At 71.0% G+C, this 13,456-nt stretch carries 12 protein-coding genes; 9 read left to right on the top strand and 3 right to left on the bottom strand.

Features of this window, described 5'->3' with window-relative positions:
- The first annotated feature begins 605 nt into the window (after positions 1-605).
- The 8 genes from ACI2K4_RS28135 to ACI2K4_RS28100 all read left to right on the top strand — a co-directional run bounded on the left by ACI2K4_RS28135 (position 606) and on the right by ACI2K4_RS28100 (position 8,937).
- Positions 606-2,195, top strand: coding sequence for a cellulose binding domain-containing protein (locus tag ACI2K4_RS28135; protein WP_404515693.1), 1,590 nt, complete (start codon positions 606-608; stop codon positions 2,193-2,195).
- A 380-nt stretch (positions 2,196-2,575) separates the two neighbouring features.
- Positions 2,576-2,878, top strand: a complete 303-nt coding sequence (locus tag ACI2K4_RS28130) for an urease subunit gamma (protein ID WP_404515641.1) — start codon at positions 2,576-2,578, stop codon at positions 2,876-2,878.
- A 192-nt stretch (positions 2,879-3,070) separates the two neighbouring features.
- Positions 3,071-3,394 carry a DMT family transporter gene (locus ACI2K4_RS28125; RefSeq protein ID WP_404515639.1) on the top strand — a complete coding sequence of 108 codons (324 nt, stop codon included), beginning with the start codon at positions 3,071-3,073 and terminating at the stop codon, positions 3,392-3,394.
- A 64-nt stretch (positions 3,395-3,458) separates the two neighbouring features.
- Positions 3,459-4,154 (top strand): DUF998 domain-containing protein, encoded by a 696-nt coding sequence (locus ACI2K4_RS28120; protein ID WP_404515637.1) that lies wholly within the window; start codon positions 3,459-3,461, stop codon positions 4,152-4,154.
- A gap of 103 nt (positions 4,155-4,257) precedes the next feature.
- Complete coding sequence (locus tag ACI2K4_RS28115) at positions 4,258-5,094, top strand: GDSL-type esterase/lipase family protein (protein WP_404515635.1); 837 nt, start codon at positions 4,258-4,260, stop codon at positions 5,092-5,094.
- Positions 5,095-5,219: 125 nt separating this feature from the next.
- On the top strand, positions 5,220-5,744 hold the full coding sequence (locus ACI2K4_RS28110; RefSeq protein ID WP_404515633.1) for a PadR family transcriptional regulator: 525 nt from the start codon (positions 5,220-5,222) through the stop codon (positions 5,742-5,744).
- Positions 5,741-6,577 (top strand): ABC transporter ATP-binding protein, encoded by an 837-nt coding sequence (locus ACI2K4_RS28105; RefSeq protein WP_404515631.1) that lies wholly within the window; start codon positions 5,741-5,743, stop codon positions 6,575-6,577. Before ACI2K4_RS28110 ends, ACI2K4_RS28105 begins: the two co-directional genes overlap by 4 nt.
- A complete protein-coding gene (locus tag ACI2K4_RS28100) occupies positions 6,574-8,937 on the top strand; it encodes an FtsX-like permease family protein (protein WP_404515629.1) in 2,364 nt (787 codons plus the stop codon). Before ACI2K4_RS28105 ends, ACI2K4_RS28100 begins: the two co-directional genes overlap by 4 nt.
- A 69-nt stretch (positions 8,938-9,006) precedes the next feature.
- Here the strand turns inward: ACI2K4_RS28100 and ACI2K4_RS28095 are convergent, their stop codons facing one another.
- The 3 genes from ACI2K4_RS28095 to ACI2K4_RS28085 form a co-directional block, all read right to left on the bottom strand.
- Positions 9,007-9,951, bottom strand: a complete 945-nt coding sequence (locus ACI2K4_RS28095; RefSeq protein WP_404515627.1) for an acyl-ACP desaturase — start codon at positions 9,949-9,951, stop codon at positions 9,007-9,009.
- A gap of 90 nt (positions 9,952-10,041) precedes the next feature.
- Entirely contained in the window at positions 10,042-11,370 is a 1,329-nt protein-coding gene (gene hisS, locus ACI2K4_RS28090) for a histidine--tRNA ligase (RefSeq protein WP_404515625.1), read from the bottom strand.
- A 70-nt stretch (positions 11,371-11,440) separates the two neighbouring features.
- Entirely contained in the window at positions 11,441-12,157 is a 717-nt protein-coding gene (locus tag ACI2K4_RS28085) for an MBL fold metallo-hydrolase (RefSeq protein WP_404515623.1), read from the bottom strand.
- Between the two features lie 365 nt (positions 12,158-12,522).
- Here ACI2K4_RS28085 and ACI2K4_RS28080 point away from each other — a divergent pair, with 365 nt between their 5' ends.
- Complete coding sequence (locus ACI2K4_RS28080) at positions 12,523-13,407, top strand: peptidylprolyl isomerase (protein ID WP_404515622.1); 885 nt, start codon at positions 12,523-12,525, stop codon at positions 13,405-13,407.
- Positions 13,408-13,456 lie beyond the last annotated feature (49 nt).

Raw genomic sequence — 13,456 nt, 5'->3', positions numbered from 1 at the left:
AGAGCTGCTGTACGAGGATCCCCGGCAGATCGCTCGCCTGGAGCAGTCGAGCCTGCGAAGCAGGAGCATCTGCGAACTTGAGGGGGACTCGTTCTGGACCGTGTTCGAGGCACCGTTCTGGGCACTGTTCACCAACGCGCCCGACTACCCAGACTGCCCTGCCGACACGGCGCCATCGCAACGATAGGTAGCGGTCGCCCGTAGGCCAGACGGTAACCGTCGGCCGACAGGTCACGCCCCATCTTCGCGCCATCGCTGCCGGAAAGTTTCCGGGATCTAGTGCCGAGCTTCGACCTCGGCCGAGCCGCCGGAGCCGTCCCGACAGCACTCCGGGATATCGACCAGTTTGCCGTGATCAGGTACTCCGGCGTCACCGTCGTCCCGTAACAAGCGACGCGAAGTACCGGAACTTTCCGAAACAGTATTGACACCTTCCGATATCCCGATCGACACTTGGGGAACTCGACATTCGTGATCATCGATCGCTTTCGTCGCTTCCATCCCCTGTACTCGGAAGGAGAGCCCCAGTGATCATCAGCTCGGGCCGCTCTAGAATCCGCTCGACGGTCGTCGTGCTGGCGGTAGCGGCGCTCGCGGTCGCCGGAATGGTGACGGTCGTCGCGAGCACCACCACCGCCGAGGCCGCCGACAGACTGCTCGCCGTCTCGCCCGTGGAGGACGAGGGCGCGGACTGCCCGGTGTCGCTGCCCGGGTCGTTGACCTCCAACTCCCGGCTTCCCGACCCCTTCCGGAAGCTCGACGGCACGCGCATCACCACCAAGGCCGACTGGCGGTGCCGCCGGGCCGAGACCAGGGAGCTGGCGGAACGGTACGTCTACGGCGACAAGCCGGCCAAGCCGACCAGTGTCACCGGTACGGTCTCGAACAGCAATATCACCGTGAACGTGAGCCACAACGGCAGGAGCTCCAGTTTCTCGGCGAGCGTGCAACTGCCGAGCGGCACCGGACCCTTCCCCGCCGTCGTGGTGCTCGGTGGGTTCGGCGCGGACACGGCCGCCATCCGGGCCGCCGGTGCCGCCACCATCAACTACGACCCGTACTCGGTGGGCCGCGAGGGCACGCCGCGCAACAACAAGCAGGGCGCGTTCTACAGCATCTACGGCTCGTCGAGCAGCACCGGACTGCTGATGGCCTGGTCCTGGGGGGTCAGCCGGATCATCGACGTGATCGAGCAGTCGGGGGGCAACATCCTCCGGCCGGACGCCACCGGTGTCACCGGATGCTCGCGGTTCGGCAAGGGCGCCTTCGTGGTCGGCGCGTTCGACCAGCGCATCGCGCTGACCATGCCGATCGAGTCGGGCAGTGCCGGGGTACCGATCTTCCGTGGCATTCCCGGGGAGGGCGCCCAGTCGCTGAGCAGCGCGTACGGTGAGCAGCCGTGGTTGGGCGACGCGTTCGGCTCCTTCACCAGCAGCCCGAACACGCTGCCGGTGGACACACACCAGATGGTGGCCATGGTCGCGCCGCGCGGACTGTTCATCATGGACAACCCGCACATCGCCAACCTCGGGCCACGGTCGGCGAGCGTGGCGGCACTCGGCGGCGCCGAGGTCTACAAGGCGCTCGGGGTGGGGGCGAACATCACGTACTGGTCGGACGTCCAGGACGGCACCCACTGCGCCAACCGCTCCGAATGGCGTACGCCGCTCCAGCAGAACATCCAGAAGTTCCTGCTGGGTACGGGTAACGCCGCCGGCTCGATCAGGATCTCCAGCCGGGCGGCCGGCAACCTGGCCGACTGGCGGGACTGGCAGACGCCGACCCTCTCCGACGGTCCGGGCACCCCGACCACCCCGCCCACCACGCCACCGACCACCACGCCCACGACCCCGCCGACCACCACTCCCCCGACCACTCGGCCGCCCACCACTCCACCGGTCGGTGGCGGCTGCTCGGTGACGGTCTCGATCAACCAGTGGACGGGTGGTTTTGTCGCCACGGTACGGGTGACCGCCGGGTCCTCGCCGATCAGCGGCTGGACGGTCTCGATGACCCTGCCCTCGGGCGCCAGCATCACCAACGCCTGGAACAGCAACCGTAGTGGCAACTCCGGCGCGGTCCAGTTCACCAACGTCGCCTACAACGGCTCCCTCGCCGCAGGCCAGTCGACGGAGTTCGGTTTCCAGGGAACCGGTAACGGCGGGGGCATGACCCCGACCTGCGCCGCGAGATAGTCACCCGCTCCGGGGGCACCAGGGCCCGGTGTGGAGGCGACGAGCCTCCGCACCGGGCCCGATCGTGTCAGCGGTCGCCGTACCGGGCGGGGCCGCGCCGGTGTGGGTGGCGGCGGCCTCGACGGCCCCACGCGGGAGCGGGCGCGGAGGTCGCTCCCGCCCTCGGCTCACCACGGACGGGCAGCACCGATGCGTTCGGTACCAGTACGATCACGCCAACCGTCCGGGCCACCGCCCCTCGCCGGTTCCCGACCGTGGGCCGCCTTCGCTCCACAATCGAGTGCCGCCCCATCCCCGTGTCTCCTTCCCCGGTACGCGGCCACGCTGCGTACATTGACGAAGCCGCCGGGTGCGACCTGGCCATACCGGAGGTACTGATTTTGTTCCTCAGCCGGCACGAGCAGGACCGGTTGCTGATCCACGTCGCCGCCGAGGTCGCGTGGCGTCGCCGTGAGCGCGGATTGCGGCTGAACCACCCGGAGGCGACGGCGGTGATCACGTCGTTCCTGCTGGAGGGCGCGCGTGACGGCCGTAGCGTCGCGGACCTGATGGACGCCGGCCGGCGGGTGCTCGGCCGCGAGGACGTACTCGACGGCGTGCCGGAGATGCTGCCCGAGGTGCGGGTCGAGGCGACCTTCCCGGACGGCACAAAACTGGTGACCGTACACGATCCGATCCCCTAAAAGGCCCCGCCCGCCCCACCCGCCCTGCCCCCGACCACCCCGCCCTGCCCCGTCGGACCGCCGGTCCAACGGGGCGAACGGGTGGGGCGGGGTGAGGAGGGGGCGGTTGGGGGTGTTGGTCGGGTGGGGCGGGGACACAATAAGGTTCGCGTTCGGGAGCGGGGGCCGGGGCGGGAACCGAGGAGGACACGGATGGTCTGGATTCTGTTGGGCGGCGCGATCCTCAGCGAGGTGACCGCGACGATCGCCCTGCGGATCTCCAACGGGTTCTCGAAGCTGGTCCCGTCGGTGATCGTCGTGATCGGTTACCTGATCGCGTTCGGACTCCTGGCCGAGGTGCTCAAGCGCGGCATGCCGGTGGGTGTGGCGTACGGGGTCTGGTCGGCGATCGGGGTGGCCCTGGTGGCGGTGATCGGCGCGGCGTTCCTCGGTGACAGTTTGACCTGGATCCAGGTCGGCGGGCTGGTCCTGGTGATTGCCGGCGTGGCCGCGCTGGAGCTGGGAGCACGTCACTGACAGTGGCGAACCCGCCGGTCGCAATCGCCGGACCTGCACCAATGCCCCGCAGTACGGTGACCGAATGCGACCCGTGCCGTGGTGGGCTCTCCTCTCCGCGACCGGTGCCCCGTTCTTCCTGATCGGTGGCTGGACCGCCGGCGCGGCCCGTCAGCCTGACCACTACGACCCGGTCTTCGACACCATCAGCGTGTTGGCCGGACCCGGCGCCACCGACGCCTGGATCATGCAACTCGGTCTGGCCGCCGCCGGCGCCTGCTACCTGGTCACCGCGTTCGGGCTGGCCGTCGCCGGGCTGCTCGGCCGGGTCCTGCTGGCGCTCGGCGGGATCGCCACCGGCCTGGTGGCCCTCTTCCCGCAGCCGGAGAACGGCGGCTCGGACGAGCACGCGTTTGTCGCCGGGACCGCGTTTGTCGCGCTCGCGCTCTGGCCGGTCGCCTCCACGTTGACGCTGCGCGAGCGGTTCTGGCCCACCTGGGCCGACACCCTCTCGCCGGGGGCGCCCCGCCCCTGGGCGGTACGCCGACCGGCGGCGATCCTCGCCAGCCTGATCCCGATCGGGCTCTGCGCCTGGTTCGGGGTGGAGATGTTCAGCCGGGGCCCGTGGATCGGCCTGACCGAGCGGTTCGCCGCCGGGGCCGAGTCGATCTGGCCACTGGTGGTGGCGATCAGCGCCCGGCTCACCCCGTACGCACTCGCGGGCCGGGCCGAGGCCGTTGCCGAGCCGCCCGGATCGGCCGCCGCGAGCCCGCTCGACTGAGCGTACGGGTGTGTCACCGGCACATTGTTTGCAGCGACGCACGTCTATATGATTCCCGGCACCGTAACCTCCACCACCAGGCACCCGTGATCCGGAGGCCCCCATGTCCGTCACCCGGCGCATCCTGCCCCTGCTCACCACCCTCACCGTCGCCGTCGGTTCGGTCGTCGTCGGCGCCGTCCCCGCTGCCGCCGCACCGGCCCCGCCGAACTCGATGTCCAGCCTCGGCGACTCGATCACCCGCGGCTTCAACGCCTGCGGCTGGTACGTCGACTGCACCTCCCGCTCGTTCAGCACCGGCGACAACGCCTCGGTCAACGCCCACTACCTGCGCATCCGGGCCGCCAACCCGGCGATCAACGGGCGCAACTACAACGACTCGCAGACCGGCGCCGACTCCTTCGACCTGACCGGGCAGGCAAACGCCGCGGTCTCCCGTGGCGTGCAGTACGTGACCGTGCTGATCGGCGCCAACGACGCCTGCACCGGCTCCGAGTCGAGCATGACGGCGGTCGGCACCTTCCGCTCGAACATCGACGCCGGGCTGAACCGGCTCCGGACCGGCCTGCCGAACGCCCAGGTGTTCGTGATCAGCGTGCCGGACATCCAGCGGCTCTGGTCGGTCGGCCGGGGCAGCGGCAGCGCGCGTACGGCCTGGTCGCTCTTTGGCATCTGCCAGTCGATGCTGGCCAACCCCACCTCCACCGCCCAGGCCGACGTCGACCGGCGCAACCGGGTACGTCAGCGGGTGGTCGACTACAACAGCCAGCTCGCCCAGGCGTGTGTCGCGTACGGCCCGAACTGCCGGTTCGACAACAACGCGGTCTTCAACTACCCGTTCGCCCTGAACCAGCTCTCCACCTGGGACTACTTCCACCCGAACGCCACCGGCCAGCAGGTCCTGGCCAACGTCAGCTACGCCGCCGGCTTCGGCTGGTGAGCAAGGAAGGGCCCCTTGTTAACGCATAGCGTTAACAAGGGGCCCTTCCTTCGCTTTGTGGCGGGGAAAGTTGCTGCTCAGGTGCTATACATCGTGCGTATACACCTCGTGTAGAGTCAGCGCTCATGTCAATCGGGCAGACTTTCCTGGGGCTCCTCGAGTCCCGCCCCCGCCACGGTTACGACCTCAAGCGGGCGTACGACGAACGGTTCGGGCGCGGTCGTCCGCTGCACTACGGCCAGGTCTACTCGACCCTCGCCCGGCTGTTGAAGAGCGGGCTGGTCGAGGTCGACAGCGTCGAGCCCGGCGAGGGTCCGGAGCGCAAGCGCTACGCGGTCACCGCGTCCGGGGTGACCGATGTTCAGCGCTGGCTGGCCAACCCGGAGAAACCCGACCTCTACCTGCAGAACACCCTCTACACCAAGGTCCTGCTCGCGTTGATGACCGAGCGGAACGCGGCCGAGATCCTGGACGTCCAGCGGGCCGAACACCTGCGCCTGATGCGTGAACTCACCCAACGCAAGATCAACGGCGATCTCGCGGACCAGCTCATCTGCGACCACGCCCTGTTCCACCTGGAGGCGGACCTGCGCTGGCTGGAGCTGACCACGGCCCGCCTCGACCAGCTTGCCATGACGGTTCGCGGATGAACGCCGACGACCGCGCGCTGATGAACGCCGACGACGGCGCGCTGATGAACGCCGAGCCGGCCGGGCAGCGCGTTGCGCTGGACGGGGCGCTGACGGCGGGCGCCGACGACGCGCGTACGAGCAGGGCGGCCGGGGCGACCACCGGCCCGCCCGCCGACGCGCTGCTCGTCGGACTCGACCTGCGCAAGGCGTACGGGGCGACGGCGGCCCTGGACGGGGCGTCGATCGCGATCCGGTCCGGCGAGGTGGTGGCCGTGATGGGCGCCTCCGGATCCGGCAAGTCGACCCTGCTGCACTGCCTCGCCGGCATCGTCACGCCCGACTCCGGCCAGATCCGCTACCGGGACCGGGAGCTTTCCGCGATGTCCGACGGCGAACGCAGCGCGCTGCGTCGCGCCGACTTCGGCTTTGTCTTCCAGTTCGGCCAACTGGTGCCCGAGCTGACCTGCCTGGAGAACGTGGCGCTGCCGCTGCGCCTGCACGGGATCCGGCGTCGGGAGGCCGAGCGGCGGGCCGGCGAGTGGCTGGAACGGCTGGAGGTGACCGACGTCGCGCGGAAGCGGCCGGGCGAGGTCTCCGGCGGCCAGGGGCAGCGGGTCGCGGTCGGCCGGGCGCTGGTCACCAGCCCTCGGGTGATCTTCGCCGACGAGCCGACCGGCGCCCTGGACTCGCTCAACGGGGAGCGGGTGATGCGGTTGCTCACCCAGGCCGCCAAGGAGACCGGGGCCGCCGTACTGCTGGTCACGCACGAGCCACGGGTGGCCGCGTACTCCGATCGTGAGGTTGTGGTGCGCGACGGACGTACCCGGGATCTCGAGCTGGTGGCGGGGTGAGCCGCGACCGCGCCGACCGACGCCCCGGGCTCGCGCGCTGGCGCGACGACCTGTTCCTCGGCGCCCGGCTGGTCTTCGCGGGCGGCCGGGAGGGGCTGCTGCGGACCACGCTCGCCGCCGTCGGCGTCGGCCTGGGGGTGGCCCTGCTGCTGGTCGCCGTCTCGATCCCGACCATGCTCGGCGCCACGTCCGGCCGTGGCGACGCCCGGGAGGAGCAGTCGTACGGGGTGGAGCTGGCGGCCGGGCGCGGCACCCTGCTGGTCGCCCCGGCCGACACCAGCTTCGGGAAGCATTCGATCTGGGGACGGATACTGCGACCGGAGGGACCGGACGCGCCGCTGCCACCCGGACTGGGGCGACTGCCCGCGCCGGGCGAGATCGTCGTCTCGCCGGCCCTGACCGAACTGCTCGCCGCCCCGGAGGGCGCCCTGCTCCGGCCCAGGTTCGCCTACCCGGTCGTCGGCCTGATCGGCGACCGGGGACTGACCGGCCCCGGCGAGTACGCCTTCTACCTCGGCAGCGACCAGCTCACCGGGGACCAGTCCCGGGTCACCCGGGTCGACCGGTTCGGCGCCCCCGGCGACAGCCCGGAGCTGGACCCGGTCCTGCTGCTGCTGATCGCGATCATCCTGGTGGTCCTGCTGCTGCCCATCGCCGTCTTCATCGGCACCGCCGTACGGTTCGGCGGCGAACACCGCGACCGCCGGCTGGCGGCGTTGCGGCTGGTCGGCGCGGACCGACGGATGGCCACCCGGATCGCGGCCGGGGAGGCGCTGGTCAGCGCCGTGCTCGGGCTGGCCGCCGGGGCGATCTTCTTCCTGGTCGGGCGCCAGTTCGTCGGCCAGTTCTCGGTACGGGAGATCAGCGTTTTCCCGTCCGACGTACGGCCGGACCCGGCGCTGGCCGTGCTGATCCTGCTCGGTGTCCCGGCCTCCGCCGTGGGGGTGGCGCTGCTCGCCCTGCGCCGGGTCGTCATCGAGCCGCTCGGGGTGGTCCGCAGCGCCTCGGGCAGCCGGCGACGGCTCTGGTGGCGGCTGATCCTGCCGGTCGTCGGGGCGGCGCTGCTGCTGCCGCTGTTCGGGCGGGTCGACCAGACCGGGCAACCGGCCAACCAGGCACAGGTCACGATCGGGGTGGTACTGCTGCTCGGCGGGGTGACCACGGTGCTGCCCTGGCTGGTCGAGACGGCCGTACGCCGGCTGCGCGGCGGTGGCGTCTCCTGGCAGTTGGCCACCCGACGGTTGCAGCTCGACAGCACCGCCTCGGCGCGCATGGTCAACGGCGTGGCGGTCGCGGTCGCCGGTGGGATCGCGCTCCAGATGCTCTTCTCCGGCGTCGCCGCCGACTACCAGGTCAGCACCGGCCAGGACCCCTCCCGCGCCAGCATGTACGGCGCCGTCCCGTTGGCGAGCACCGGCGGCGCCGGGGCGACGACCATCACCGACCGGCTCCGCGCCACCACCGGCGTCACCTCGGTTTCCCAGCACGTCCGGACCAGCATGGTGCGGACCGACGGGCCGATCGGACCGGACGGCTACCCCCAGGTCTGGCCGCTGCTGGTCGGCGACTGCGCCGCCCTGGCCGAGTTGGCCACCCTCGACGACTGCGCCGACGGCGACATCTTCGCGGTCGAGCACGCCGAACAGCTCGCGGCCCCGCTCCCCTCGGCCGGGCAGCGGGTGGAACTCGGTTCACCGTACGACGACCGGCCCGACCGGTCGTGGACGGTCCCCTCGGGGCTGCGCCCGGCGGCGGCGCGTACCGCGCCGGACGGCAGCGAGTTCCCCGGCCTGCTGGCCACTCCCGGCGCGGTCGAGCTGACCGACGCCCGGGACTGGACCATGACCCTCTACCTGGGACTCGACCCGGCCGTGCCGGAGGCGGAGGAGCACGCCCGCAACACCCTCGCGGTGATCAGCCCGCAGATCCAGATCTACCGGATGCGGGCGTCGTTCGAGGACGACACCTTCCGCGACATCCGCCGGGGCCTGTTCATCGGGGTGGTGGCGGTGCTGCTGCTGCTCGGTGCGAGCCTGCTGGTCACCACGGTGGAACAGCTACGGGAACGGCGCCGGCTGCTCGCCGTGCTGGTCGCGTTCGGCACCCGGCGCAGCACCATGACCTGGTCGGTGCTGTTCCAGACGGCGGTGCCGGTGCTGCTGGGGCTGGCCCTGGCCACCGTGCTCGGCACGACGCTGGGCGCCGTGTTGCAGCGGGTGGTACGCCAGCCGGTGCGGCTGTACTGGGACAGCCTGGCCCAGCTCTCCGGGGTCGCGGCCGGGGTGGTGCTGCTGGTGACCGTACTGAGCCTGCCGGCGCTCTGGCGCCTGATGCGACCCGACGGCCTGCGTACCGAATAGCCCCTGAAGTGAAAGGAAGGGCCCCTTGTTAACGCATAGCGTTAACAAGGGGCCCTTCCTTTCACTGAATCAGCGGGCGAGGCGGGCGGCGCGGGCGGCGCGCTTCTCCTCGAACCGGGTGGCCGCCTTGTCCACCTCGTCCAGGTGCGCGGCCAGTTGCTCGCGGGCCGCCTCACCGTCGGCGTCCAGGCCGGTGACGTTCCAGACGTCCCACTGGCGCAGCACCGGGACCAGCACCTCGTCCCGGTGCTGGCGCAGGTCGTAGATGCCGGCCAGGGCGATCGCCACGGACTTGCGGGCGAAGCCGTCGATCCCGGCGCCGGGCATCTGGAAGTTGGCGGCGACGTCCGCCACCGCCCGCATCGCCTGGCTCGGCGCCAGCTCGAACGCGGCGGCGAGCAGGTTGCGGTAGAAGATCATGTGCAGGTTCTCGTCGGCGGCGATCCGGGCCAGCAACTGGTCGCAGAGCGGGTCGCCGGTCGCCTTGCCGGTGTTGCGGTGCGAGATCCGGGTGGCGAGTTCCTGGAACGAGACGTACGCCAGCGAGTGCAGCACCCCGTCCGGGTGGGCGTTCTCGTACCCGGTGGACATGTGCGTCATCCGGGCCCGCTCCAACGCCACCGGGTCGACCGCCCGGGTGACGGTCAGGTAGTCGCGGATCGCCACCCCGTGCCTCCCCTCCTCGGCGGTCCACCGGTGCACCCAGGTCCCCCAGGCGCCGTCGCGGCCGAACAGCTTGGCGATCTCGTGGTGGTACGAGGGCAGGTTGTCCTCGGTGAGCAGGTTGACCACCAGCGCGGTCCGGGCCACCTCCGGGATGTTGCTGTCCTCGGGGGACCACGCCTCACCGCCGAGCAAACCGTCGAACGTCCGCCCGTCGCTCCACGGCACGTACTCGTGCGGGAACCACTCCTTCGCGACCGCGAGGTGCCGGTCGAGGTTCTGGGCGACGACGGAGTCCAACTCGGTCAGCAACGCGGTCTGGCTGAGCGGACGGGCGATGGCGGAAGTCACAGGCTCTCCCTACGGTAGCGTAAGTTACGCCACCGTAGGTCAAGCCGGGGCCAAACGCCAGTCCGGCACCGCCCGAGCGGTGCCCCTGGCCTAGCTGACCAGCGGACGAAGGTCCTCCGAGGGCGGCGCCCAGTCGTCGGCGGTGGCCGGGACCTGCTCGCCGGAGCGGATGTCCTTCACCTCGTCCGCCGCCCCCTCGGCGCCGGGGAACCAGACGTACGGGATCCCGCGCCGCTCGGCGAAGCGGATCTGCCGGCCGTACTTGGCCGCCGACGGGGAGACCTCGGTGGGGATGCCGCGCCGACGCAGCGCCGAGGCGATCCGGTCGCTGGCCGGTCGGTGCTCCTCGTCGGCCAACGCCACCAGTACGCAGGTCGGCACCGACCGGGAGACGGTGAGCTCGCCCGCGCCGAAGAGCAGGCCGAGCAGCCGGGTCACCCCGATCGAGATGCCGACCCCGGGGTACGTGGTCGAGCCGGCGGTGGCGAGGTTGTCGTACCGGCCGCCGGAGCAGATCGAGCCGAACCGCTCGTAGCCGCGCATCTGGGTCTCGTAGACCGTCCCGGTGTAGTAGTCCAGGCCGCGCGCGATGCGCAGGTCGGCCACGCAGAGGCCGGGCGAGTGCGCGGCGGCCGTCTCGACCACCGTGACCAACTCGGTTAGCCCCTCGTCGAGCAACGGGTGTTCCACCCCGAGGGCCCGGACCGCGTCGGCGAACGAGGCGTCCGGCGCACTGATCTCGGCCAGCGCCAGACACGCCTTGGCCTGCGACTCGTTGGCCCCGGCGGTCTCCACCAGCAGCGTGGCGACCTTCTCCGGACCGATCTTGTCGAGCTTGTCCACCGCGCGCAGCGCGGCGTCCGGATCGGTCAGCCCGATGCCCCGGTAGAAGCCCTCGCTGACCTTGCGGTTGTTGACCTGGATCACGATCGGCGGGATCGGCAGGCCGCCGAGGGCGTCGCCGATGACCAGCGGCAACTCGGCCTCGTAGTGCGCCGGCAGGGTGTCCCGGTCGACGATGTCGATGTCGGCCTGGACGAACTCGCGGTAGCGCCCCTCCTGCGGGCGCTCCCCACGCCACACCTTCTGGATCTGGTAGCGGCGGAACGGGAACTGCAACTTGCCGGCGTTCTCGAGCACGTAGCGGGCGAACGGCACGGTCAGGTCGAAGTGCAGGCCCAGCGCGTCGTCGCCGCCGGACCCGCCCGGGTCCTCCTGCAACCGGCGCAGCAGGTAGACCTCCTTGGAGGTCTCCCCCTTGCGCAGCAACTGGTCCAGCGGCTCGACCGAACGGGTCTCCAGGGGCGCGAAGCCGTAGAGCTCGAAGGTCTGTTGGATCCGGCCGATCACGTACTGCTCGATCATCCGCTGGGGCGGGGCCCACTCGGGGAAGCCGGAGATCGGGGACGGCTTGCTCATCATGCTCCTTGCACATCCGCGCGGCGCGCGGAAACGATTCGGTGACGCGGGGCGACGCGAACGGGGCGAGTTACCAGCCGCGACGCGGGGCGGCGGGGCCGACCTCGTCGGGCTCGGCCGCCTGGCGCAGGTACGGGTTGCTCGTCCGCTCCCGGCCGACGGTGGTCTGCGGGCCGTGGCCGGGCAGGACGACGGTGTCGTCGGCGAGCGGGAGGATCTTCTCCCGCAGGCTGGTCAGCATGGTTGGCATGCTGCCGCCCGGCAGGTCGATGCGACCGATCGAGCCGGCGAAGAGGACGTCTCCGGAGAGGCAGATCTGGTCCGCGTCCCAGACGGAGCCGGCCGCCGGCAGGCGGAAGAGCACCGACCCGCCGGTATGGCCCGGCGCGTGGTCGATGGTGATCTCCAGTCCGGCCAGGGAGATGGTCGCGCCGTCGGTCAGCTCGGCCACGTCGTCCGGTTCGGTGTAGGAGAGCTGACCCTTGAAGAACTGGTTGATGTCGCTCGTGAACCCCTTGGACGGATCGGCCAGCAGCTCCCGGTCCCCCGGGTGCACGTACGCGGTGATCCCCCGGGCGCCGCAGACCGGCGCGACCGAGAAGGTGTGGTCCAGGTGGCCGTGGGTCAGCAGGACGGCGGCGGGGTGCAACCGGTGCTCGGCGAGGAGCTCGTCGAGTTGGTCGACGGCCCCGATGCCCGGGTCGACCACGACACACTGCTCCCCGGGCGCGGGCGCGACCACGTAGCAGTTGGTGCCGAAGACCGCAGGAAACCCGGCGACGAACACGTACGCTCCCCTCCCGTCGACAGTTGGCGTCCCACGCAGCCTATCCGCCCACTTCGGCGAGGGGTACGCCAGACGTACCGTCCCATCCGGCCGAGGGTCGGCACCAGCGATTCGGACACCGTACGACGTAACCGGCAGCCGGCTCTGGGCGGCGTGAACGGCGTGAGGGAAATGTCCGACAAGCCGGTCTGGATGGTCGCCGTGCCGCCGTCCAGGGGCATGGATCCACCCGGCGGCCACCTCGTACACCACATTCTCAGCAGATAGCCGTACACTCTGGCGGGCGTGTGGCGTGGCGCACTTGACGCCCGGCGGCGGGTATCTTGCCGTCCGCCACGACCAGGGTAGAGGGAAAAGGAGCGCGGGTGGCTTCCAGCAGGGACCGGCAGCGCAAGTTGGCGCGTGCCAAGCTCGACCGGCAGATGGCTCGGCGGGCCGCCTCCGCCCGACGCCGTCGCCAGATCCAGGCCGGGGTGGGCGCGGCGCTCGCGTTGGCGCTGATCGTGGTCGGCTCGGTATGGGCGCTCGGCGGGTTCGACCGCGAGCCGAGCCCGGCCGCCGCGCCGGAGATCTGCGCCTGGACGCCGCAGGAGGCGAGCGGCAACGCCAACCTCAAGGACGTGGGCGTGCCCGCCACCACCGGCCTGCCCACGGCCGGCACCCGCCCGATGACGATCACCACCAACCAGGGCAGCCCGGTGACGGTCGATCTCGACCTGACCAACGCGCCGTGCTCCGGGGCCAGCTTCGCCCACCTCGCCAGCAAGTCGTTCTACGACAACACCAACTGCCACGAGGTCACCGCCGAGGGTGCGCTGCGCTGTGGCGACCCGAGTGGGACCGGGACGGGTGGCCCGACGTACACCTTCACCAGCGAGAACGAGCCGACCGCACCGAGCCCGGCGGCCACTCCGGCGGCCGGTACCCCGGCGCTCTACCCGGCCGGCACGGTCGCCCTGGTGGGAAGCGCGCCCGGCGCCAACGGCAGCCAGTTCCTGATCTTCTTCAAGGACTTCAGCCCGGCCGAGCCGACCTACCCGATCGTCGGCAAGGTCAGCACCGGTCTGGACGTGGTGCAGAAGATCGGTGGCATGGAGCTGGTGGACAATGGCAGTGGTCAGAAGGTCAAGCCGAAGACCGACGTGGTGATCCAGAGCCTGACCGTCGGCGAGGTCGCCCCTGACGCGCCGGCCGCCGCACCGACGGCGGCGACTCCGACCGCCAGCCCCTCGGCGGCCGGGCAGTCCTGAGCAGAGCCCCAGAGACCAGCCGCGGACGCAGCACCGCAGCGAAGATAGT

Source organism: Micromonospora sp. NPDC050397 (genome assembly GCF_044901685.1).
In the GTDB taxonomy this organism is placed as follows: domain Bacteria; phylum Actinomycetota; class Actinomycetes; order Mycobacteriales; family Micromonosporaceae; genus Micromonospora_G.
The sequence above is the reverse complement of the archived record's forward strand: the minus strand, read 5'-3'. Positions and strand labels throughout refer to the sequence as shown.